The sequence below is a fragment of the Xanthobacter sp. NM-25 genome (genome assembly GCF_022138605.1).
Lineage (GTDB): Bacteria > Pseudomonadota > Alphaproteobacteria > Rhizobiales > Xanthobacteraceae > Xanthobacter.
Genome location: NZ_JACBFS010000003.1, coordinates 360,146 through 383,706, shown reverse-complemented (window position 1 = coordinate 383,706; position 23,561 = coordinate 360,146). Strand labels below are relative to the sequence as shown.

Here is a 23,561-nt window from a genome sequence, read left to right as displayed (position 1 = left end):
GCCACCTGGCGCCGCAATCGGAAGCTGGTCGCTTATCATAGGGCCGCCGCCAAGTCCAAAGGCGTAAGGGCCCGTCGGCCGAGATGTCCGCGCATCGGGCCTGCGGTGCGCGCATGCGGCGCATCCGGCGGGGCGCCTCCGCGTCAACAAGCGCACGGGCGACCTGACGGCCGCCCGTATCGAAATGTCACATGGTCTGTTCGCCGGGTCCGTGGCGCGGGGCCGCTCAGCGCCGGGTGAAGTTCACCGGAACGGAGAAGGTCGCGCCGTTTCCATCCGGTGGCCGCGGGAACGGCGAGGCCCGCTGAACGGTCGCCACCGCCTCGGCATCGAGCACCGAGGACCCGGACGAACGCACCAGCCGCGCCGACGTCACCCGGCCCGAACCATCCAGCGAGAAGCGCACCGTCGGCCGCCCCGAGAGACTCTGCGCACCCGGCGGGTAGCGCTTGAAGCGGTTGAGATGGGCCGAAACCATAGACGCCCAGGACGCCCGCGCCTGCGAATTGCTGGCGCTGATGCCCGGTGAGGGCGCCGCCGTCGTGCGGGAGGGCGCGGCCTCCGAGCGGGGCGCGGCGGCCGTAGTCGGCGCCGCCGGGCGGCGCGACGGCTTGGCCTTCTTCTTCTCCGGCTTCTTTTCCGGATCGGGCTTGCGCTTTTCCTCCTCCTTGATCTCGGGCTTGGGCTGCGGCATCGGCAGCGTCACCTCGGAGATCATGGGTGCCGGCGGCAGCTCCGGAAGCTTGTCCAGCGCCTGCTCAAGCAGCGGCTCGGGCGGCGGCGGCGTGCTGTCCTCCACGACATCCGGCGCATCGTCCTGGGTGGGCTCGGGCGCCTGCACCATCTGCGGCCCCGGCGCCACGTCCTCCACCTGCGAGGGCGCGCTCACCGGCATGGGCGCAAGCTCGATCATCACCGCCGCCGGCGGCGCCGAGGCGGCTTCCACCTTACGCCAGAACAGCGCGCCATAGACGAAGACCGTGTGCACCAGCACGATCAGCAGTCCCGCCGCCGCCCAGCGCAGGAGGGAGTCACGCAGATGGTGGCGGTCGAAATCGTGCCAATGGACCGCGCTCACTGGGCTGCCCCAGCGGACGGCGCCGCCGCGGATGGCGCACCGACGGCGGGCAAGGCGCCTGTGGCGGGTGCGGCCGGCGCCCCGCCGGCGGAGGCCCCATCCAGGCCCACCAGCGCGACCTTGAGATAGCCCGCCGAACGCAGGGCGTTCATGAGCTCCATCACCGCGCCATAATCCACTGTCTTGTCGGCCCGGACGAACACCCGCTGCTCGCGATCGGCGCCGGTCGCCTCATCGAGCGCCGCCCGCAGCCCGGCGCGGCTGACGGGATCATCGCCCAGGGCCAACGACAGGTCACTCTTCAACGAGAGGAACAGGGGCTTGTCCGGCCGCGGCTGCTGCTGCGCATTCGAGGTGGGCAGGTCCACCTTCACGTCCACGGTGGCCAGCGGCGCCGCGACCATGAAGATGATGAGCAGCACCAGCATCACATCGATGAACGGCGTGACGTTGATTTCGTGATTCTCGGGGAGGTCGTCCCCCCCGTGATAGAGGTTGGCTGCCATGGGTCGCGCCCTCTATCCGCCGCTCACTCGGCCGCCGCGCGCAGGCTCGGCCCGCGCTTACCCTGGGCAGCGCGATCGAGATCCCGCGACAGGTGCCGCATCACCTCCGAGGACGTATCGGCAAGCCGGGCCTTATAGGCGGCGATGGCACGCGCGAACACGTTGTAGATGATGACGGCTGGAATCGCCGCCACCAGACCGATGGCGGTGGCCAGCAGCGCCTCGGCGATGCCGGGCGCCACCACCGCCAGATTGGTGGTGTGCGCCTTCGAGATGCCGATGAAGCTGTTCATGATGCCCCAGACGGTGCCGAACAGGCCCACGAACGGAGCGGTGGCGCCGATGGTGGCGAGAACGCCGGTGCCCACGGACATCTGCCGCCCGGCTGCCGCCTCGATGCGGCTGAGGGAGATGGCGACGCGCTCCTTGATGCCCTCCGCCGGCAGACCGGACGAGGTTTCCCATTCGGAGACGGCCGCGCGCACCGTGGCCGGGCCCGGGCCGCGCCCCTGGGGCATGGCCCGTTCGGCGGCCGCGAGGGTCGGTGCCGCGCGCAGCGCCTTGAGGGTGCGATTGACCTGACGGCGGGCGAACAGCAGTTCGATCGACTTGGCGAACCACACGGTCCACGTCACCACGGAGGCAAAGGCCAGGCCGATCATCACCGCTTTGACCACCATGTCGGCGGCCATGAACATGCCCCAGGGCGACAGGTCATGGGGCAGCAGCGAGGGCCCTGACGCAGGGGCCGGAGCGGCCGCATCCTGCGGCGACACCACTTCGGTCGGCGCAGCGGCCGCGCCCTCGGCGCCGGGCGTCGTTGCGGCAGGCGTCGTTGCGGCAGACTCACCCGGCACGCCTGCCGGCGCCGGAGGCGTGACCGCGGTGGGAGTCGCCGCGGCGGGGCGCGGCGTCGAGACGCCGGTAGCCGGTACGGCAGCAGCAGGCGTGAGGCTGGCCGGTGCAGCGCCCTGAGGGGCGGCCGCGCTCGAAGGCGTGGACGACTGTGCCGCCGGCGCAGCGGGTGTCGGTTCGTTCTGAGCCAGTGCCGGTCCAGCGACGCCGCAGATCACCGTGAGAAACGCCGCACCGAAAACAGAACGCATGAAAGACGCCGTCTGAGACAGCGGGGCACAACAGCAATAGGGCATCGCGCGTCACCGGAATTGCAAAAAAACGGAGGTCGCTGGCGATCCCGCACTCGGGAAATGGCTCGCGCTCGCATCTATAGCGCCATTTGCTGCGTTCGCTAACCCCCCAACAGGCCCGAGAGGGGCGCCGGACCGCACATTATGGAAATACCAGTCAACAGCGCCTCCGGACGGCGCGTCTCAGGCCAGCTCCACCAGCTTGCCATCGCGCAGCGTCACACGGCGATCCATGCGGGCAGCCAGATCGAGATTGTGGGTGGCGATCAGGGCGGCGACGCCGGTGGCATGCACCAGCTCCGTGAGGGCGTCGAACACATGGTCCGAGGTTTTCGGGTCGAGATTGCCGGTGGGCTCGTCGGCCAGGAGAAGCCGAGGCGCATTGGCAAGGGCGCGAGCAATGGCCACCCGCTGCTGCTCGCCGCCGGAGAGTTCCGCCGGCCGGTGGCTCAGCCGCTCGGCAAGGCCGAGATAACTGAGCAGGTCGCGGGCGCGGGCGTTGGCCTCCTTATGGGAGAGGCCGCGGATCATCTGCGGCATGGCCACGTTCTCGAGGGCGGTGAACTCCCCCAGCAGATGATGGAACTGATAGATGAAGCCGATATGCAGCCGCCGCATGCGGGTGCGGTCCGCATCCGCGAGCCGGGCGGTGGGCTTGCCGTCGATGAAGACTTCGCCGGCGTCCGACTGCTCCAGCAGGCCGGCAATGTGCAGCAGCGTGGATTTCCCGGAGCCCGAGGGCGCCACCAGCGCCACCGACTGGCCGGGGGCGATGGCAAGATCCACCCCGCGCAGGATTTCCAGCGCGCTGTCGCCCTCCGTATAGCGGCGCACCACGCCGGCGAGAGCGAGGGCGTATTGCGGACGCGGCGGCGTGCCGGGCGAACCGGGGCGACGGCGGGCGGGCTGATCCATCACTCGTATCTCAGGGCTTCCACCGGATCGAGCCGGGCGGCCCGCCAGGAGGGATAAAGGGTGGCGAGCAGCGACAGCACCAGGGCCATCACCACCACCGTGGTGGTCTCACCCACGTTCATGTCGGCCGGCAGCTTGGAGAGGTAATAGAGCTCCGGCGAGAACAGCTCGGTGGAGGTCAGCCAGGAAATGAACTGGCGGATGCTCTCGATGTTGAGGCAGACGATGACGCCCAGCAGCAGCCCCACCAGCGTGCCCACCACGCCGATGGAGGCCCCGGTGATGAGGAACACCCGCATCACCGCACCCCGCGTCGCCCCCATGGTGCGCAGAATGGCGATGTCGTGGCCCTTGTCCTTCACCAGCATGATGAGGCCGGACACGATGTTCAGCGCCGCCACCAGTACGATGAGGGTGAGGATGAGGAACATCACGTTCCGCTCCACCTGCAGCGCGTTGAAGAAGGTGGCGTTGCGCTTGCGCCAGTCCACCAGATAGACGGGCCGCTCCGCCGCCGCCTGGATGGCGCCGCGCAGTTCCTCCACATCATCCGGCTTGTCGATATAAACTTCGACGGCGTTCACGTCGCCGTTGCGGTTGAAATAGGCCTGGGCTTCCTTCAGCGGCATGAAGACGAAGGCGCTGTCGTATTCCGACATGCCCACCTCGAAAATGGCTGCCACCTTGTAGACCTTGATGCGCGGCGAGGTCCCCATGGGCGTCACCGCGCCCCGCGGCGCCACCAGGGTGATGTTGTCGCCCGCCCGCAGCGACAATTGGTCGGCGAGGCGCTTGCCGATGGCGAGCCCCTGCCCCGTGTCGAAGCTCTCCAGCGTGCCCGAGCGCACATTGTGCGCCACCGACGGCAGGCCCCTGAGGTTCTTTTCGCTGAGCCCGCGCACCAGGACGCCGGAGGCACCGAACTGGGAGGAGGCCAGCGCCTGGCCTTCCACCAGCGGCACCGCCAGGCGCACCCCGTTGAGATTGGCGATGCGCTCGGCCACCGCGTCATAATCCGTCAGCGGGGTTTCCAGCGGCTGCACCAGCACGTGGCCGTTGAGGCCGAGGATCTTGCCCAGCAGCTCCTGGCGGAAACCGTTCATCACCGCCATGACGATGATGAGGGTGGCAACCCCCAGCATGATTCCAAGGAAGGAAAACCCGGCGATGACCGAGATGAAGCCTTCCTTGCGCCGCGCCCTCAGATAGCGCAGCGACAGCATCCACTCGAACGCCGCGAACGGCCGTGTTCCCGTGGGTTCCTCGCTGCGCGGTGCCGAGGACGCTTTTGCGCTCATGCCTTCAGCCTCTCCAGAATGTCCTTCGGCGCGATCAGCTCGCGGGCCCCGTCCACACGGCGCTTCAATTCCACCTTGCCATCGGCCAGGCCCTTCGGCCCCACCAGGATCTGCCAGGGCAGGCCGATGAGGTCGGCGGTGGCGAACTTGGCCCCCGCGCGCTCCTCCGTGTCGTCATAGAGCACGTCATAGCCGGCGGCGGTCAATTCCGCGTAAAGGGCCTCGCAGGCCGTGTCCGTGCTGCTGTCGCCCACCTTCAGATTGAGGATGCCCACCTGGAACGGCGCCACCGCCTCCGGCCAGATGATTCCCGCATCATCATGGGAGGCTTCGATCATGGCCGCCACGAGGCGCGAGGGGCCGATGCCGTAGGAGCCCATGTGCACCGTGTGGGCATTGCCATCCGGCCCCTGCACGGTCACGCCGAACGGCTCGGAATATTTGGTGCCGAAATAAAAGATGTGGCCCACCTCGATGCCGCGCGCCGCCGTGCGCTTGTCGGCGGGAATGGCGTTGTAGGCGGCTTCGTCGTGCTTCTCGGAGGTGGCGGCATAAAGCGCGGTGAACTGGTCGAACACCTGCTGCAGGCCGGCGCGGTCGTCGAAATCCACATCGGCCGGGGGCGGCGCCATGTTCAGATAGTCGCCGTGGCAGAACACCTCGCTCTCGCCGGTGGAGGCGAGAATGATGAACTCGTGCGAGAGATTGCCGCCGATGGGGCCGGTATCCGCCACCATGGGAATGGCCTTGAGGCCCATGCGCGCGAAGGTGCGCAGGTAAGCCACGAACATCTTGTTGTAGGAGTGGCGCGCGCCGGCGGCGTCGAGATCGAAGGAATAGGCATCCTTCATCAGGAACTCGCGGGAGCGGTAGACACCGAAGCGCGGACGCACCTCGTCCCGGAACTTCCACTGAATATGGTAGAGGTTCAGCGGCAGCGCCTTATAGGACTTCACATAGGCGCGGACGATGTCGGTGATCATCTCTTCATTGGTGGGGCCGAATAGCATCTCGCGATCGTGCCGGTCCCGAATTCGTAGCATCTCCTTGCCATAATCGTCGTAGCGCCCACTCTCGCGCCACAGGTCAGCGCTCTGGATCGTGGGCATCAGCATCTCGATGGCGCCAGACCGGTTCTGCTCCTCGCGGATGATGTTGCAGATCTTGTTGAGCACACGGTGGCCGAGGGGCAGCCAGGCGAAGATTCCGGCCGCCTCCTGGCGGATCATGCCCGCACGCAGCATCAGCCGGTGGGAGACGATATCCGCCTCCCGCGGCACTTCACGCAGAATCGGCAGAAAATAACGGGAAAGGCGCATCGCAAGGCTCGACGGCTGGGGGGATCGAAAGGAGTGTGGGGAGTGAAAGCGGAAGCGTCGGCAAAACACAAGCCCGCTGAACCGACCCCCCTATCTAAATACCATGGTGCAGCGCAATGCACATCTTATTGCGGCGCAAGGATGACAAACGACAGATTCTTGTTCTAGTTTGTCTGCGCACAAGAAAGGGGATCGTCGCTGACCCACTCGCATGGGTAGCGAACGCGGTCCGGGTCTCGGGAGGAATCGAAAACAAAAGCCGGCCGGCGGCCGCTCTTCTTGAGCGCATACGGAATCGGCATCACGGATTGGCCGTGTCTCGGCACAGTGGGCGATAGACCCGCGTGGGGCACGAAAGCCGTGGAATGAAAAAAGGCGAGGTCACCGGACCTCGCCTTTTCTTTTTGTCAAATCAATGCATTACAGGGCTCGGCAGGGCAATGACGACGCCCTGTCCACGCCGCGCCCCTTCCAATCTTGGCCCTGCTGCAGAGGGGACTTGGCCCCCGCTGCGGGCCACCCGCAGCCATCACCCACCGTCTTGGCGCTCCAGCAAATGCGCAACCCACACCACGCCAGGAGCGCCCCTGACGATGCGGCATGCAACCTCATTTTTATATCAATGTATTGATTTATCTGTCCCAGTGAGTCGGCAGCCGACTCACTGGGACCGGTCGCCTCACTGCGAGGACGTGTCGAACGGCATGGGCAGATCCTCCAGGGCGATCACGCCGCTGGTGAGGAGATAGACCACGCCAGCGGTCACCAAAGCGGCGATCACCGTGGTGGCGAGCATCTTGCGCCAGAGCATCGGCCGCTGCGGCGCGCCGGGATCACTGCCCGGCACCGCCCCCGCCGCATCGAGCTGGGATCGCACGCCCCACGGCAGAACCGCGAACAGCGTGACCCACCACACGATGAAATAGATGGCGACGACGGCTGCGACCGACATCGCCGCGCCCTCACGCCTGCTCGAGTTCGACAAGGGTGCCGTTGAAGTCCTTCGGATGAAGGAACAGCACCGGCTTGCCATGGGCGCCGATCTTCGGCTCACCGGAGCCGAGCACCCGCGCCCCCTTGGCCTTCAGCTGATCGCGGGCGGAGATGATGTCGTCCACCTCGTAACAGAGGTGGTGAATGCCGCCGTCCGGATTGCGCTCCAGGAACTTGGCGATGGGCGAGTCCGCCCCCAGGGGCTCCAGGAATTCGATCTTCGTATTGGGCAGGGTCACGAACACCGTGGTCACGCCATGCTCGGCCTGCGGCACCGCGGCGGACACCTCCGCCCCCAAGGTATCGCGATAAAGCGCAGACGCGGCCGCGATGTCGCGCACCGCGATGGCCACATGGTTCAGCCGTCCGATCATGCTTCCCTCATTGTCTTGCGCCTGCGGGTTGTCGCTGGCGCCGCGTTCCACCCATCACACTTCGAGAACGTGCACGTGGCAAACGGGCTTTTTGCCCCACACAGCGTTCACGGCCGCGCGCACGGCCCGTTCCAGCGTGTCAGCCAGCGCATCGGGATCGCGCCGGCGGGCCTTCGGCAGGCCATCCAGCGTCGCCACCACCGTGTCGAGCACACGGTCCAGCATGTCCACATTGCCCTCCCCGCGCTCGGGAACACCGGTGAGTTCCACCGAGGGATCCCCCGCCAGGGTGCCATGCTTGTCCACCGCCACGGCCACCGAGATGGCCCCCACGTAGCTGAGCTTGCGGCGCTCCGGCAGGGTGCGCCCGCCTTCCGCCAGCAGCAGCCGGGCATCCTTGTAGAGCCGCCCGAATGGCACCTCGCCCACCCGCTCCGCCGGACCGGGGGCCAGACGCAGCACCTGCCCGTCATAGCAATTCACCACCTCGGGCACGCCGAGCCCGCGGGCCAGCTGGGCATGCTCATGCAGGTGCAGCGGCTCGCCGTGCACCGGCACCGCCAGCTGTGGCCGCACCAGCGCATACATCTGCTCCAACTCCCCTCGCCGGGGATGGCCGGACACGTGCACCAGCCCGTTGCGATCGGTCATCACTTCGATGCCGCTCTTCACCAGGGCATTGATGATGGTGTTCACCACCTTCTCATTGCCGGGAATGGTGCGCGAGGAGAACACCACGAGATCGCCGGGCGACAGCGCGATCTCCGGATGGTCGTCATCGGCGATGCGCTTGAGCGCGGCCCGCGGCTCGCCCTGGCTGCCGGTGAGGATGGCCACCACCCGCTCCCGGGGCAGGTAGCCATAGGCCTCGGCGCTGCGGAACGGGGGAATACCGTCGAGCATGCCCTGCTCGCGGGCGACACCGATCACCCGCTCCAGGGCCCGGCCCACCACCACCACCTCGCGGCCGGCGGCCATCGCCGCCTCGGCGATGCCGCGCACGCGGGCGACATTGGAGGAGAAGGTGGTGAAGGCCACCCGGTGCTTGGCCTTGGCGACGATCTCCTTGAGCGAAGCCGCCACATCCTGCTCGGAGGGGGAGACCCCGTCGCGGATGGCGTTGGTGGAATCGCACACCAGCGCCCGCACCCCCTCATCGCCGAGCGCCGAGAGGCGCGCCACGTCGGTGGGCCGTCCCACCACGGGATTGGGATCGAGCTTCCAGTCGCCCGTGTGCACCACCAGCCCGGCGGCGCTGCGAATGGCGAGGGCATGGCTATCGGGAATCGAGTGCGCCACCGGCACGAATTCCACCTCGAACGGGCCGAGGGCCACGCTCTCGCCCGAACGGACCACGTTGATCGGCAGCGCCGACGGTGCCCCCGGCTCCCCGGCCCGCTTCGCCTCCAGCAGCCCGGCGGTAAAGGGGGTGGTGTAGATGGGGCACTTCAGCCGCGGCCAAAGGTCGAGCACGGCGCCGATGTGGTCTTCGTGGCCGTGGGTGATGACCATGCCGACAATGTTGGTCTTTTCCGCTTCCAGGAAGCGGATGTCGGGCAAAACGAGGTCCACGCCCGGCGCCTCGTCGCCGGCGAAGCTCATGCCGAAATCGACGATCAGCCACTGTCGCGCCTTCCGCGGCCCAATGCCGTAGAGCGCGAGGTTCATGCCGATTTCGCCCACGCCCCCTAAGGGCGCGAACACGAGTTCTTCCGTCACTGCCATCGGCTGATCACTTCCAACACAAACGCTCACCGCGCCGTGGGAGAAGGCGGACGCCGCATGAGCTTGAAATAAATGCCTCGAACCGTCGCCACCGCCGCCCCTCGCGCTGCGCGACCGTCTTCGCCATCCCCTCCCGCACTCGAAAGAAGCCGGCCGGAGCTAGTCCGGCACGCGCAATGACACGTCGCCGGCGGTGATGATCTCCGCCACGCCATCGCGGCGGCGTAGCATCATCGCGCCGCGCGCGTCGATATTCTCAAAACGGCCGATCACTTCCCGCTCGCCGACCTTCACGCTCACCTGGTCGCCCATGCCCAGGGCATGGCGCATCCAGTCGGAGCGGATGCCGGCAAAGCCGTTGCCGCCGTGCCACTGGTTGAGGCGGACCGCCATGGCGAGGTCCAGGGCCTCCAGCAGCCGGTCGGGGGCGGTCGGCGCACCGGCTTCCTCCAGGCTGGTCGCCTTGTAGGGCAGATCATCCGGGTGATGCAGGCAATTGATTCCGAAACCGATCACCGCCGCCGGCCGATTGGCTGCGTCGGTGCCGCCCTCCACCAGGATGCCGGCGAGTTTGCCGCCCTCCAGCAGCAGGTCGTTGGGCCATTTGAGCTTCAGCTGCTCTGCGGCCACCTGCGGGGCGGCCGAAAGCACCGCATCACGCGCGGCGAGCCCCGCCACGAAGCACAGCTGCGCCAGATTGGCGAGCGGTGCCGGATTGGGCAACACCAGCGTTGCGAACAGGTTGCCGAGCTCGGAGGTCCAAGGACGCCCGCGCCGGCCGCGCCCGCCGGTCTGGATATCTGCGACCAGCCAAACGGGCATGGTCTCGCCACGCGCCAAGCGGGCGAGACCCTCCGCATTGGTGGAGCCGATCTCCGTGAACCGGATGATGGGAACCGTGGAACCCTGAAATTCGTATTGAGCCATAGATCAGAAGAGCGACCGGGCGGCGGCCCCCGCCGCCTCAATGAGAGGAGCGGGATAAACGAAATAGAAGATCGTGAAAAGCCCGCTGAGCCCCAACACCGCCTTCAGCTCGGTCGGCATGGGGTCGAACGCCTCCGCCGGCTCGTCGAAATACATGATCTTGACCACCCGCAGGTAGTAGTACGCACCCACCACCGACGCCAGCACACCGATCACCGAAAGGCCATAGAGGCCCGCCTGGATGGCGGCGACGAACACGTAATATTTCGCCAGGAAGCCGGCCAGGGGCGGAATACCCGCCAGCGAGAACATGAGCGCGCCGAGCATCAGCGCCATCAACGGATTGTTGCGGGCGAGACCGGCCAGGTCGTCGATATTCTCCACCGCCCGGCCCTGCCGGCGCATGGTGAGCACGCAGGCGAACGAACCGAGCGTCATGGCCACATAGATGGTCATGTACACCAGCACGCCGCGCACACCCTCGGCCGTGCCGGCGGCGAGGCCCACCAGGGCGAAGCCCATGTGGCCAATGGAGGAGTAGGCGAGCAGGCGTTTGATGTTGCGCTGGCCGATGGCGGCGAACGAGCCCAGCACCATGGAGGCGATGGAGACGAAGGCCACGATCTGCTGCCACTGATGGCCGATATGCGGGAACGCTTCCGCCACCACGCGGATGAAGATGGCCATGCCCGCCACCTTCGGCGCGGTGGCGAAGAAGGTGGTGACCGGGGTGGGCGCGCCTTCGTACACATCCGGCGTCCACATGTGGAACGGCACCGCCGAAATCTTGAAGCACAGGCCGGCCAACACGAACACCAGCCCGAAGATGAGGCCGATGGACGGGGAGGTCACGACGCTGGCGATCACGTTGAAGTTCACCGAGCCCGTGAAGCCGTACACCAGCGACGAGCCATAAAGCAGCATGCCCGAGGAGAGCGAGCCCAGCACAAAATACTTCAGGCCCGCCTCGGTGGAGCGCACCGAGTCGCGGTTGATGGCCGCCACCACATAGAGCGAAAGGCTCATCAGCTCGAGGCCGAGATACAGGGCGATCAGATCGCCCGCCGACACCAGCATGCACATGCCGAGGGTCGAGATGACGAACAGCACCGCATATTCGAACCGCGCCAGCTTCTCGCGGTTCTGCCAGTCCACCGCCATCACCAGCGAGATGGTGGCGCCGAAGATCGCCAACAGCTTCATGAAGCGGCTGAACGGATCGGACACGAAGGCGCCGTGGAAGGCCACCACGTCGCCGCCGGGGCCCAGGAGCACCAGGATGCCCGCCGCAGCCAGCACCGCGATGGCGAGGCCGGTGACGAAATTGGCGGCCCCCTCCCCGCGGAACGCGCCGATGAGGATCAGCACGATAGCGGAGACGGCAAGCACCAGTTCGGGCAGGACAGCGCCGAGCGGAGGCAGGAGCTGCGTCATAGCGACCTCGAAATCAGAAGCTGAGGAGGAGCGCGGTCTTCACCGCACCCGCCACCTGATCGGTGCGCGCGACGACCGCGTTCACCGCATGGGATGTCATGTTGAGAATGGGGGCCGGCCACACGCCGAACAGGATGGTGATGATCACCAGCGGCGTCAGGATCGCCATTTCCCGCGGCGAAAGGTCCAGGATGTTCTTCAGGCTCTCCTTCTCCAGCTTGCCGAAGATGACCCGCCAGTAGAGGTAGAGGGCATAGGCCGCCGAGAGGATCACGCCCGTCGCGGCGAAGAAGGCCACCCAGGTGTTGCGCTCGAACGCCGCCAGCATGGTGAGGAACTCGCCCACGAACCCGGAGGTGCCCGGCAGGCCGATGTTGGCCATGGTGAACACCATCATGAAGGTCGCGTAGAGCGGCATGCGCTTCACGAGCCCGCCGTAAGCGGCGATCTCGCGGGTGTGCATACGGTCATAGATGACGCCCACGCACAGGAACAGCGCGCCCGACACGAAGCCGTGCGAGATCATGAGGAACATGGCGCCCTGCAGGCCCTGCTCGTTCATGGTGAAGATGCCCATGGTCACGAAGCCCATGTGGGCGATGGACGAATAGGCGATCAGCTTTTTGATGTCTTCCTGCACCAGCGCCACCAGCGAGGTGTAGATCACCGCCACCACCGACAGGGTGAACACCATGGGCGCGAAATAGGCGCTCGCCTCCGGGAACATGGGCAGCGAGTAACGGATGAAGCCGTAGCCGCCCATCTTCAGAAGCACGCCAGCCAGGATGACCGAACCGGCGGTGGGCGCTTCCACGTGGGCGTCGGGCAGCCAGGTGTGCACCGGCCACATGGGCATCTTCACCGCGAACGAGGCGAAGAATGCGAGCCATAGCCAAATCTGCATGCTCGGCGGGAAACCGTGCTGCAGCAGGGTGGGCACATCGGTGGTGCCGGCCTGCCAGTAGATGGCCATGATGGCCAGCATCATCAGCACCGAACCCGCCAGGGTGTACAGAAAGAACTTGAAGGCCGCATAGATGCGCCGCGGACCACCCCAGATGCCGATGATGAGGAACATCGGGATCAGGCCGCCTTCAAAGAAGAAGTAGAACAGCACCAGATCGAGCGAGGTGAAGGTGCCGATCATCATGGTCTCAAGGACCATGAAGGCGATCATGTATTCCTTCACCCGCTTATGCACGCTCTCCCAGGAGGCCAGGATCGCGAACGGCATGAGGAAGGTGGTGAGGATCACGAACGGCAGGGAGATGCCATCGACGCCCATGTGGTAGGCGGCGATATCGCCGAGCCAGGCCGACTTCTCCACGAACTGGAAGCCGGGCGCCGCCGCATCGAAGCCCGGCAGCAGCAGCAGCGACACCACGAAGGTGACGAGCGTCGTCCACAGCGCCACCCAGCGGGCATTGCGCGCCGCCACCTCATCGTCGCCGCGCACCACGAGGATGAACAGGGCGCCGACCAGGGGGAGGAAGGTGACGACCGAAAGGATAGGCCAGTCTGTCATCGTCGTCACACTCCGGCGAACATGAACCAGGTGAGAAGGGCCGCGACGCCGATCAGCATCACGAAGGCATAATGGTAGAGATACCCGGTCTGCAGCCGCACCACGCGGCCGGTGACGTCGAGCACCCGCGCCGACACGCCATCGGGGCCGAAGCCGTCGATGATGGTGCCGTCGCCCCGCTTCCACAGCAGCCGGCCGAGCCACAAGGCGGGCCGCACGAACAGGACGTTATAGAGCTCGTCGAAGTACCACTTGTTCAGCAGGAACCGGTAGAGCGCGTCCTGGGACTGGGCGAGGGCCACCGGCACCTTCGGGTTCACGATGTAGAACCAATAGGCCACCAGGAAGCCCAGGACCATCATCGCCGTCGGCGCCAGAACGATCATCTCCGGGATCTCATGCATGGCATGGAGAATGTGGTTCTCCGCCCCCATGTAGATGGACGCCCGGAAGAACTCGTGCACGTCCGAGCCCACGAACACGTTGTAGAGGGCGTAACCGGAAATCAGCGCGCTCAGCCCCAGCACCGCCAGCGGCAGCGTCATCACCGGCGGCGATTCATGGGCGTGGTCGTAGAGGTGGTGATCCCGCGGCTTGCCGTGGAAGGTCATGAACACCAGGCGCCAGGAATAGAACGAGGTCAGTGCCGCGGCGATCACCGTCATGGCCCAGCCATAGAGCGCGAAGGCATTGTGGCTGGCATAGGCCGCCTCGATGATCGCGTCCTTGGAGTAGTAGCCGGCGGTGAACGGGAAGCCGGTGATCGCGAGCGTCCCGATCAGCATCATGGCGTAGGTGAAGGGCACCTTCTTATAGAGCCCCCCCATCTGCCGCATGTCCTGCTCGTGATGCGCGGCGTGGATGACCGAGCCGGCGCACAGGAACAGCAAAGCCTTGAAGCCCGCGTGGGTGAGCAGGTGGAACATGCCCACCGTATAAGCCCCCGCTCCCATGGCCACGAACATGTAGCCGAGCTGGGAACAGGTGGAATAGGCGATCACCTTCTTGATGTCGTTCTGCACCAGCGCCACGGTGGCGGCGAAGAAGGCGGTGGTAGCGCCCACGAGCATCACCACATTCAGAGCCGTCTGCGACAGCTCGAACACCGGCGACATCCGGGCCACCATGAACACGCCCGCGGTCACCATGGTGGCGGCGTGGATGAGGGCCGACACGGGGGTCGGGCCTTCCATGGCGTCGGGCAGCCAGGTGTGCAGCAGGAGCTGGGCCGACTTGCCCATGGCGCCGACGAACAGCAGCAGCGCGATGACGGTGGGCGCGTCCCAATTCTGGCCAAGGAAGTTGATGGTCTTGCCGGTGAGACCGGGCGCCGCCGCGAACACCTGATCGAACGCCAGCGAGCCGGTCATCACGAACAGCGCGAACATGCCCAGCATGAAGCCGAAGTCACCCACGCGGTTCACCACGAAGGCCTTCATGGCCGCGGCGTTGGCCGACGGCTTCTCATACCAGAAGCCGATCAAAAGGTAGGACGCGAGACCGACACCCTCCCAGCCGAAGAACATCTGCACCAGATTGTCGGCCGTCACCAGCATGAGCATGGCGAAGGTGAACAGGGAGAGATAGGCAAAGAAGCGCGGACGGCTCGGATCCTCATGCATGTAGCCGATCGAATACAGATGCACGAGGCTCGACACGGTGGTCACCACGATCAGCATCACCGCGGTGAGGCTGTCGATGCGCAGCGCCCAGTCGATCTTGAGATCGCCCACGCTCATCCACTGCAGCACCTGCACCCGCGCCGTCTCGCCGTCGAAGCCGACGTGGACGAAGGTGATCCAGGAGAACAGGCACGAGATGAACAGGAAGGTGGTGGTCACCACCTCGCTGGCGCGGGCGCCGATGGCACGGCCGAACAGGCCCGCAATGAGAAAGCCGACGAGGGGGAGGAAGACAATCGCCTGATACATGGCCTCAACCCTTCATGGCGTTGATGTCCTCGACGGCGATCGAACCGCGGTTGCGGTAGAACACCACGAGGATGGCGAGGCCGATGGCCGCTTCGGCTGCCGCGACGGTGAGGACCAGAAGCGCGAACACCTGACCCGTCAGGTTCCCGAGAAAGGCCGAGAACGACACCAGATTGATGTTCACCGACAGCAGGATCAGCTCGATCGACATCAGAATGACGATCACGTTCTTCCGGTTGAGGAAGATGCCGAGCGTGCCCAGCGTGAACAGGATTGCCGCCACCGTGAGGTAGTGGGAGAGACCGATTTCCATGGCTGCCCCCTCAAAGTCCCTGGCCGGGACGCACCTTGACCACCTTCATGGCAGCCTCGGGCGTGCGCGCCACCTGAGCCGAGATATTCTGGCGCTTCACATTGGCCTTGTGGCGGAGCGTGAGCACGATGGCGCCGATCATCGCCACCAGCAGCACGAAGCCGGCCGCCTGGAAGAAGTAGATGTAGTCCGTGTACAGCACCTGGGCGATCGCCTTGACGTTGGACACGTCCGACCCCGCCGGCGCGGCCGCGGCCGACACCGCGGCGGAGATGCCCGGGCCCGTGGCCCAGGCGCCCACCACCAGCACCAGCTCGGCGAGGAAGATGATGCCGACCAGCAGGCCGATGGGCAGATACTGCAGGAAGCCCTGGCGCAGCTCGACGAAATCCACGTCCAGCATCATCACCACGAACAGGAACAGCACCGCCACCGCGCCCACATAGACCACCACCAGGATCAGGGCGAGGAACTCGGCGCCGATCAGGAGGAACAGCGCCGCCGCATTCACGAAGGCGAGAATGAGGAACAGAACCGACTGCACCGGGTTGCGCGAGGAGATGACCATGACGGCCGATCCCACCAGCACGAACGCGAAGAGATAGAAAAACGCTGCCGCGACACTCATGCGGAGAGCCCCCCTCTGCGCGCCCGTTCCGCGCTCGATTGCGCCACGCCGAGATGGCCGGCACCCCATCCCGGGGCCCGCATCCCGCGGTCGATGCGTCGATAGATCTGACCCATCCCACAAGTCCACCGTGCTCGAGCCGACCGCATCCATCCGGCATCCCGATGGGCGATTCCCGCTCACAACTCAAGATCGAGCTCCCGATCGGCCGCGCGCGACCGCTCCGGACCTCTGCGCCGCGGCGACCCGCGACCCGTTCCTTACCCGCCCCGGCTTCCCGCGGCGGGCCCGCGCTCAACGATAGGGGGCGTCCATGGCGATGGAGCGCGCAATCTCACGCTCCCACCGGTCGCCGTTCGCGAGCAGCTTTTCCTTGTCGTAATAGAGTTCTTCACGGGTTTCCGTGGCGAACTCGAAATTCGGACCTTCGACGATGGCTTCCACCGGACAGGCTTCCTGACAGAAGCCGCAGTAGATGCACTTCACCATGTCGATGTCGTACCGCGTGGTACGGCGGGTGCCGTCGTTCCGGCGCGGGCCGGCCTCGATGGTGATGGCCTGCGCCGGGCAGATGGCCTCGCACAGCTTGCAGGCGATGCAGCGCTCTTCGCCATTGGGATAGCGGCGCAAGGCATGCTCGCCGCGGAAGCGCGGCGACAGCTGCCCCTTCTCGAAGGGATAGTTCAGCGTCGCCTTGGGCCTGAAGAAATAGCGCATGGCCAGGAAGAAGCCGGAGACCATCTCCGTCAGGAAAAACGCGCGCGCGGCCTGATCGAGCTTCATGGGCGCTCTCCCGCCGCGGTCACGCGGCTCATCTGATGGGTCGGAAGCACGTTCATTGGGGCGCATTCCCGGTGAAGTGCAGCACGCCAGCGACCACCACGACGGCGATCAGGGAGATGGGCAGGAACACCTTCCAGCCCAGCCGCATCAGCTGGTCGTAGCGATAGCGGGGCACCATGGCCTTGGCCATGGCAAACAGGAAGAACATGAAGCAGAGCTTGATGACGAACCACACCAGCCCCGGCACCCAGGTGAAGGGCGCGAACGGCAGCGGCGAAAGCCAGCCACCCAGGAACAGGATCGTCCCCATGGCGCACATGGTCATGATGGCCACGTACTCGCCCAGCATGAACAGCAGGTAGGGCGTGGAGCCGTACTCGGTCATGAAGCCCGCCACCAGCTCCGACTCCGCCTCGACCAGGTCGAAGGGCGGACGGTTCGTTTCAGCCAGCGCCGAGACGAAGAAGATGACGAACATGGGCAGCAGCGGCAGGAAGTACCAGTTCAGGAAACCGAACCGGCCGTTCTGCGCCTCGACGATGGCGCTGAGGTTCAGCGAACCGGCGCACATCAGCACGGTGATGATCACGAAGCCGATGGAGACTTCGTAGGACACCATCTGCGCCGCAGAGCGCAGGGCCGCGAGGAAGGGATACTTCGAGTTCGAAGCCCAGCCGCCCATGATGATGCCGTACACGCCGAGCGACGAGATGGCGAAAATATAGAGCACGCCCACATTGATGTCGGCGATCACCCAGCCATCGGCGATGGGCACAACGGCCCAGGCCGCCAGCGCCAGCACGCAGGTGACGAGCGGCGCCAGAAGGAACAGCACCTTGTTGGCGCCCGCCGGAACCGTCGGCTCCTTCAGCACGAACTTCAGCAGATCGGCGAAGGACTGCAGCAGGCCGAACGGCCCCACCACGTTGGGACCGCGCCGCAGCTGCACCGCCGCCCAGATCTTGCGGTCGGCGAGCAGAATGAAGGCGATGAAGATCAAAAGCGCCACGAGCAGCGCCAAGCTCTGCCCGAGGATGATCAGCACCTGGAGAAGGGTATCCTGCCAGCTCATCGGTTCTTATCGCCCCCTCACGCTTGCCGCGCGCGGGCCGAAGCCCGGGCCGCGCGCGCCATCGTCGGCGCCGTGTGAATCCTGCCGTAGCGTCCCATCGCGCTCACTCCGCCGCCTCGGCGGCACTGGCCGCCTGGAGCGCCGAGCATTCCGCCATGATGGCGGAGGCCCGGGCGATGGGGTTCGTCAGATAGAAATCCTCGATGGGCAGCGCGAACGCGCCCTTTTCCACCGCCCCGCCCTTTTCGGCCAGCTTGGCGATGTCGTCCGCCTTGCCCGCCTCGATCTGGTCGAGACGGCCGAGGTGCGGATAGGCGGCCATCAGCTTGGCGCGCAGGCCGGTGAGGCTGTCGAACGGCAGGGTCTGGCCCAGCACCTCGGACAGCGCCCGCAGCACCGCCCAATCCTCGCGCGCCTCGCCGGGGGGGAAGGCGGCGCGGTTGGCAAACTGCACCCGCCCTTCGGTATTCACATAGAGGCCCGACTTCTCCGTATAGGCTGCCCCGGGCAGGATCACATCCGCCCGATGGGCGCCGCGATCACCATGGGTGCCGATGTAGACGACGAACGCGCCGGGCTCCACATCCACCTCGTCGGCGCCCAACAGGAACGCCACGTCGAGACCGCCGGCCGCCATGGCCTTGGTGTCGAGGCCCTTGGGGCCGGGCACCGCGCCCACGTCCAGGGCGCCCACCCGCGCGGCCGCCGTGTGGAGCACGCCGAAGCCGTTCCAGCCCTCCTTCACCGCGCCGCACGCCGTCGCCAGCTTGGCCGCGAGGGCGAGCACCGCAGCGCCATCCGCACGGGCGAGAGCGCCCTGGCCGATGATGATGAGGGGATGTTCCGCGCCCTTCATCGCATCGGCGAAACCGCCAGTGCCAAGAAGCGCCGCGAGGCTCTCCGGGCCGGCGCCGAGATACTCATACGAATAGGTGAGGTCCACCTGCTCGCCAATGAGGCCCACCTTCAGGCCGCCCTGGCGCCAGCGCTTGCGGATGCGGGCGTTGAGGACGGAGGCCTCATGACGCGGATCGGTGCCGATCAACAGGATGGCGTCCGCCGCATCGATCCCGGCGATGGTGGGATTGAAGATGTAGCTGGCGCGGCCGAGGGCCGGATCGAGCGCGGCGCCGTCCTGGCGGCAGTCGATGTTGGCGCTGCCGAGCTTCTCCATCAGCGTCTTGAGGGCGAACACCTCTTCGACGGTGGCGACATCGCCGATCAGCGCGCCGATCTTCTCCGGCTTCGCCGCCTTCACCTTCTCCGCCACGGCGGCAAAGGCCTCGATCCAGGACGCCGGCACCAGCCGGCCGCCCTTGCGCACATAGGGGCGATCCAGCCGCTGCACCTTCAGGCCGTCCCACACATAGCGGGACTTGTCGGAGATCCACTCCTCGTTCACCAAGTCGTTGGTGCGCGGCAGAATGCGCATCACCTCACGGCCGCGGGTGTCGACGCGGATGTTGCAGCCCACCGCGTCCATCACATCGACGGACTCGGTCTTGATCAGCTCCCACGGCCGGGCGTGGAACTGGTAGGGCTTGTGGGTCAGCGCGCCCACCGGGCACAGGTCTGCCACATTGCCCTGCAGTTCCGAGCGCATGGCGTGCTCGAGATAGGTAGTGATCTCCGTATCCTCGCCGCGCCCGATGGCGCCGAGGTCCGGAACGCCGGCCACTTCGGTGGTGAAGCGCACGCAGCGGGTGCACTGGATGCAGCGGGTCATGGCGGTCCGCACCAGCGGCCCCATGTATTTGTCTTCCACCGCCCGCTTGTTCTCGGCGAAGCGCGAGGTGTCCGCGCCATAGGCCATGGCCTGGTCCTGCAGGTCGCATTCACCGCCCTGGTCGCAGATCGGGCAATCGAGGGGGTGGTTGATGAGCAGGAACTCCATCACCCCTTCGCGGGCCTTCTTCACCATGGGGCTCTTGGTGAGAACCACCGGCGGCTCGCCGTTCGGGCCGGGCCGCAGATCCTTCACCGCCATGGCACAAGACGCCGTCGGCTTGGGCGGGCCGCCCTTCACCTCGACCAGGCACATACGGCAATTGCCGGCGATCGAGAGGCGCTCATGGAAGCAGAAGCGCGGAATCTCGACCCCCGCCGCCTCACACGCCTGCAACAGCGTGTATTCGGCCGGGACCTCGATCTCTGTGCCGTCGACGACGATCTTCGCCATCACTCCCACCTCGCCTTGTGCCGCGCCGGGCGCGGGCGTGAGACACGTGCACCGGTTCCGGCGCGCCCGCGTCCCGATCCTTGACTAACCTGCGTCCCCCGCCCTGCCCGCCAACGGCGTTCAGGAGGGACGCGACCTCATTCCGCCGCCACCGGCTCCGGATGCGGGTTGGCCGCATACTGGTCGATGCGCTCTTCGATCACGTGCCGGAAATTGCGGATCAACCCCTGCACCGGCCACGCCGCGGCGTCGCCCAGGGCGCAGATGGTGTGACCCTCGATCTGGGTGGTCACCTCCAGCAGCATGTCGATCTCGCGCTTGTGGGCGCGCCCCTCGGCCATGCGCTGCATCACCCGCCACATCCAGCCGGTGCCCTCGCGGCACGGCGTGCACTGGCCGCAGCTCTCATGCTTGAAGAAGGCCGAGATGCGGGCGATGGCCTTGATGATGTCGGTGGACTTGTCCATGACCAGCACGCCGGCCGTGCCGAACGAGGACTTCACCGCGCGCAGGCCGTCGAAATCCATGATCAGGTCTTCGCAGGCCTCCGCGGGCACCACCGGGCAGGACGCGCCGCCGGGGATGATGGCCAGCAAATTATCCCAGCCGCCACGTACCCCACCGCCGTGCTTCTCGATGAGCTCCTTGAAGGTGATGCCCATGGCGTCCTCGACCACGCAGGGCCGATTGACGTGACCGGAGATGCCGTAAAGCTTGGTGCCCACGTTGTTGGCGCGGCCGATCCCCGAGAACCACGCCGCACCGCGCCGCAGGATGGTCGGCGCCACTGCGATGCTCTCCACGTTGTTGACCGTGGTGGGGCAGCCATAAAGGCCCATGTTGGCCGGGAACGGCGGCTTCAGCCGCGGCATGCCCTTCTTGCCTTCCAGGCTTTCCAGCAGCGCCGTCTCTTCGCCGCAGATATAGGCGCCGGCACCGTGGTGCACATAAAGGTCGAAGGGGTAATCGTGAATGTTGTTCTGGCCCAGCAGGCCGGCGGCATAGCACTCGTCGATCGCCTGCTGCAGGCGCTTGCGCTCATAGATGAACTCGCCGCGCACATAGATGTACGCCGCATGCGCGCCCATGGCGAAGGAGGCGATGAGGCAGCCTTCGATCAGCGTGTGGGGATCGTTGCGCAGGATCTCGCGATCCTTGCAGGTGCCGGGCTCGGATTCGTCGGCATTCACCACCAGATAGTGGGGCCGGCCGTCCGACTGCTTGGGCATGAACGACCACTTGAGGCCGGTGGAGAAACCGGCGCCGCCGCGGCCACGCAGGCCCGAGGCCTTCATCTCGTTGATGATCCAGTCGCGTCCCTTCTCCAGGATGGCCTTGGTGCCATCCCAGCAGCCGCGCGACTGGGCGCCCTTCAGGCTGAAATCCTGAAGGCCGTAGAGATTGGTGAAGATGCGATCCTTGTCGGCGAGCATGGCGTCACTCCCCGGTGGTCGGCGCGGCGGCGGGCGCGGCAGGCTCGTCCTGCTTCGCCTTCGGCGCATAAAGGGCAGGATCGGTAAGGGCGGTGGGCCCGCCCAGCGGCTCGGAGCCGTGACGCCCGTTCTGGGGGCCGATCTTCACCGGCCGGCCGGCGGCCAGGTTGTCGAGCAGAGCCTCGAAGTTCTCGGGGGTGAGGTCCTCGAAATAGTCGTCGTTGATCTGCACCATGGGCGCGTTGGTGCAGGCGCCCAGGCACTCCACCTCCAGCCAGGAGAAGGTGCCGTCGGCCGAAACATGGCGCTCGTCGCCGATGCGCCGCTGGCACACCGCTTTCAGATCATCGGAGCCGCGCAGCATGCAGGGGGTCGTGCCGCACAGCTGCACGAAATACTTCCCCACCGGCGCCAGGTTGAACATGGTGTAGAAGGTCGCGACCTCCAGAACCCGGATGTGGGCCATGCCCAGCCGATCCGCCACCGCGCGCAGCGCCGGCTCCGGCAGCCAGCCCCCGGCCGCCTTCTGGGTCTCCCACAGCAGTGGCACCACCGCGGAGGCCTGCCGGCCTTCGGGATATTTGGCGATAAGCGCCTTGGCGATCTCCTCCAGCTCCGGCGTGAAGGCGAAGCTTTCGGGCTGCTCGGCAGCGAGGCGACGAACGGACATTCTTCAGGCCTCCAGACCAGCGATGGAGCCGGCCGCAGCCGTGCGGGGCTCACCCATCGGGAGGATGACGGACAGGCGCGGCATCAACGGTCCACCTCGCCAAACACGATATCGAGCGAGCCCAGGATGGCCGACACGTCAGCCAGCATGTAGCCGCGCGAGAGGAAATCCATGGCCTGCAGATGGGCGAACCCGGGAGCCCGGATCTTACAGCGATACGGCTTGTTGGTGCCGTCCGACACCAGATAGACGCCGAACTCGCCCTTGGGCGCCTCCACCGCGGCATACACGTCGCCGGCGGGCACGTGGAAGCCTTCGGTGAACAGCTTGAAGTGCTGGATGAGCGCTTCCATGGACCGCTTCATCTCGCCGCGCTTGGGGGGGGTGATCTTGTGGTCCGTGGAATGGGCCGGCCCCGTCTCCTTCAGCAGGCGCTCAACGCACTGCTTCATGATCTTGGTGGACTGCCGCATCTCTTCCATGCGCACCACGTAGCGATCGTAGCAATCGCCATGGACACCCACGGGAATGTCGAACTCCAGCTCCGAATAGCACTCATAGGGCTGCGCGCGGCGCAGGTCCCAGGCGGCGCCGGAACCGCGCACCATCACGCCCGAGAAGCCCCACGACAGCGCATCCTCCAGCGACACGGTGCCGATATCGACGGTGCGCTGCTTGAAGATGCGGTTGCCGGTCACCAGGCGGTCGAGGTCGTCCAGCACCCGCGGGAAGGTCTCGCAGAAGCTGCCGATATCTTCCACCAGCGCCTTCGGCAGGTCCTGGTGGACGCCACCGGGGCGGAAATAGGCGGCGTGCATGCGACTGCCGGAGGCGCGCTCATAGAAGATCATGAGCTTCTCGCGCTCCTCGAAGCCCCACAGCGGCGGGGTCAGCGCACCCACGTCCATGGCGAACGTGGTGACGTTGAGGAGATGGGAGAGCAGCCGCCCGATTTCCGAATACAGCACGCGGATCAGCTGGCCGCGCTTGGGCACCTCAAGCCCCAGGAGCTTCTCCACCGCCAGGCAGTAGGCGTGCTCCTGGTTCATGGGCGCACAATAGTCGAGCCGGTCGAAATACGGCACGGCCTGGGTGAACGTCTTGGTTTCGATCAGCTTCTCGGTGCCGCGATGCAGCAGGCCGATATGCGGATCAACCCGCTCCACCACTTCGCCGTTCAGCTCCAGCACCATGCGCAGCACGCCGTGGGCGGCGGGATGCTGGGGGCCGAAGTTGATCTGAAAGTTCCGAACCTTGTCGGCCGGCTTCATCTCTTCGGCGTTGATCGGAAGTTCCTGTCCCATCTGGCG

At 66.2% G+C, this 23,561-nt stretch carries 21 protein-coding genes; all 21 read right to left on the bottom strand.

The genetic code is table 11. The annotated features are described in order from the left end of the window. Positions 1 to 226 precede the first annotated feature (226 nt). The 21 genes from MEU52_RS10550 to MEU52_RS10450 all read right to left on the bottom strand — a co-directional run bounded on the left by MEU52_RS10550 (position 227) and on the right by MEU52_RS10450 (position 23,522). On the bottom strand, positions 227 to 1,078 hold the full coding sequence (locus MEU52_RS10550; RefSeq protein ID WP_238121233.1) for a TonB family protein: 852 nt from the start codon (positions 1,076 to 1,078) through the stop codon (positions 227 to 229). Then, positions 1,075 to 1,584 carry a TonB system transport protein ExbD gene (gene exbD, locus MEU52_RS10545; RefSeq protein ID WP_238121232.1) on the bottom strand — a complete coding sequence of 170 codons (510 nt, stop codon included), beginning with the start codon at positions 1,582 to 1,584 and terminating at the stop codon, positions 1,075 to 1,077. The genes MEU52_RS10550 and exbD overlap by 4 nt, the downstream gene beginning before the upstream one ends. 23 nt (positions 1,585 to 1,607) lie before the next feature. Continuing rightward, a complete protein-coding gene (exbB, locus tag MEU52_RS10540) occupies positions 1,608 to 2,690 on the bottom strand; it encodes a tonB-system energizer ExbB (RefSeq protein WP_238121231.1) in 1,083 nt (360 codons plus the stop codon). A 225-nt stretch (positions 2,691 to 2,915) separates the two neighbouring features. Then, the gene (locus MEU52_RS10535; RefSeq protein ID WP_238121230.1) at positions 2,916 to 3,647 is read right to left on the bottom strand and encodes an ABC transporter ATP-binding protein; all 732 of its coding nucleotides are present in this window, start codon (positions 3,645 to 3,647) and stop codon (positions 2,916 to 2,918) included. After that, entirely contained in the window at positions 3,647 to 4,945 is a 1,299-nt protein-coding gene (locus tag MEU52_RS10530; RefSeq protein ID WP_238121229.1) for a lipoprotein-releasing ABC transporter permease subunit, read from the bottom strand. Before MEU52_RS10530 ends, MEU52_RS10535 begins: the two co-directional genes overlap by 1 nt. Further along, entirely contained in the window at positions 4,942 to 6,264 is a 1,323-nt protein-coding gene (gene proS / locus MEU52_RS10525) for a proline--tRNA ligase (RefSeq protein ID WP_238121228.1), read from the bottom strand. The genes MEU52_RS10530 and proS overlap by 4 nt, the downstream gene beginning before the upstream one ends. Before the next feature lie 679 nt (positions 6,265 to 6,943). Continuing rightward, entirely contained in the window at positions 6,944 to 7,216 is a 273-nt protein-coding gene (locus tag MEU52_RS10520; RefSeq protein ID WP_238121227.1) for a DUF1467 family protein, read from the bottom strand. Between the two features lie 10 nt (positions 7,217 to 7,226). After that, complete coding sequence (gene mce, locus MEU52_RS10515; protein ID WP_238121226.1) at positions 7,227 to 7,631, bottom strand: methylmalonyl-CoA epimerase; 405 nt, start codon at positions 7,629 to 7,631, stop codon at positions 7,227 to 7,229. A gap of 54 nt (positions 7,632 to 7,685) precedes the next feature. Beyond that, positions 7,686 to 9,356, bottom strand: a complete 1,671-nt coding sequence (locus MEU52_RS10510) for a ribonuclease J (RefSeq protein WP_238121225.1) — start codon at positions 9,354 to 9,356, stop codon at positions 7,686 to 7,688. Positions 9,357 to 9,515: 159 nt separating this feature from the next. Then, positions 9,516 to 10,283 carry a biotin--[acetyl-CoA-carboxylase] ligase gene (locus tag MEU52_RS10505; protein ID WP_238121224.1) on the bottom strand — a complete coding sequence of 256 codons (768 nt, stop codon included), beginning with the start codon at positions 10,281 to 10,283 and terminating at the stop codon, positions 9,516 to 9,518. Positions 10,284 to 10,286: 3 nt separating this feature from the next. Then, entirely contained in the window at positions 10,287 to 11,717 is a 1,431-nt protein-coding gene (gene nuoN, locus MEU52_RS10500; protein WP_238121223.1) for an NADH-quinone oxidoreductase subunit NuoN, read from the bottom strand. A 13-nt stretch (positions 11,718 to 11,730) separates the two neighbouring features. Further along, positions 11,731 to 13,242: an NADH-quinone oxidoreductase subunit M gene (locus tag MEU52_RS10495; RefSeq protein ID WP_238121222.1), complete on the bottom strand. Its 1,512-nt coding sequence runs from the start codon at positions 13,240 to 13,242 to the stop codon at positions 11,731 to 11,733. 5 nt (positions 13,243 to 13,247) lie between these two features. Beyond that, complete coding sequence (nuoL, locus tag MEU52_RS10490; RefSeq protein ID WP_238121221.1) at positions 13,248 to 15,173, bottom strand: NADH-quinone oxidoreductase subunit L; 1,926 nt, start codon at positions 15,171 to 15,173, stop codon at positions 13,248 to 13,250. A gap of 4 nt (positions 15,174 to 15,177) precedes the next feature. Continuing rightward, positions 15,178 to 15,486, bottom strand: a complete 309-nt coding sequence (nuoK, locus tag MEU52_RS10485) for an NADH-quinone oxidoreductase subunit NuoK (RefSeq protein WP_234052269.1) — start codon at positions 15,484 to 15,486, stop codon at positions 15,178 to 15,180. 10 nt (positions 15,487 to 15,496) lie between these two features. Further along, positions 15,497 to 16,114, bottom strand: a complete 618-nt coding sequence (locus MEU52_RS10480) for an NADH-quinone oxidoreductase subunit J (protein ID WP_238121220.1) — start codon at positions 16,112 to 16,114, stop codon at positions 15,497 to 15,499. A gap of 294 nt (positions 16,115 to 16,408) precedes the next feature. Next, positions 16,409 to 16,897 (bottom strand): NADH-quinone oxidoreductase subunit NuoI, encoded by a 489-nt coding sequence (gene nuoI / locus MEU52_RS10475; RefSeq protein WP_238121219.1) that lies wholly within the window; start codon positions 16,895 to 16,897, stop codon positions 16,409 to 16,411. 52 nt (positions 16,898 to 16,949) lie between these two features. Next, positions 16,950 to 17,969 (bottom strand): NADH-quinone oxidoreductase subunit NuoH, encoded by a 1,020-nt coding sequence (nuoH, locus tag MEU52_RS10470; protein WP_238121218.1) that lies wholly within the window; start codon positions 17,967 to 17,969, stop codon positions 16,950 to 16,952. Between the two features lie 103 nt (positions 17,970 to 18,072). Beyond that, the gene (nuoG, locus tag MEU52_RS10465) at positions 18,073 to 20,148 is read right to left on the bottom strand and encodes an NADH-quinone oxidoreductase subunit NuoG (protein WP_238121217.1); all 2,076 of its coding nucleotides are present in this window, start codon (positions 20,146 to 20,148) and stop codon (positions 18,073 to 18,075) included. A gap of 137 nt (positions 20,149 to 20,285) precedes the next feature. Beyond that, the gene (nuoF, locus tag MEU52_RS10460; protein ID WP_238121216.1) at positions 20,286 to 21,581 is read right to left on the bottom strand and encodes an NADH-quinone oxidoreductase subunit NuoF; all 1,296 of its coding nucleotides are present in this window, start codon (positions 21,579 to 21,581) and stop codon (positions 20,286 to 20,288) included. 4 nt (positions 21,582 to 21,585) lie between these two features. Next, positions 21,586 to 22,251, bottom strand: a complete 666-nt coding sequence (nuoE, locus tag MEU52_RS10455; RefSeq protein WP_238121215.1) for an NADH-quinone oxidoreductase subunit NuoE — start codon at positions 22,249 to 22,251, stop codon at positions 21,586 to 21,588. Between the two features lie 83 nt (positions 22,252 to 22,334). Beyond that, positions 22,335 to 23,522 carry an NADH-quinone oxidoreductase subunit D gene (locus tag MEU52_RS10450; RefSeq protein ID WP_238121424.1) on the bottom strand — a complete coding sequence of 396 codons (1,188 nt, stop codon included), beginning with the start codon at positions 23,520 to 23,522 and terminating at the stop codon, positions 22,335 to 22,337. Positions 23,523 to 23,561: the final 39 nt, after the last annotated feature.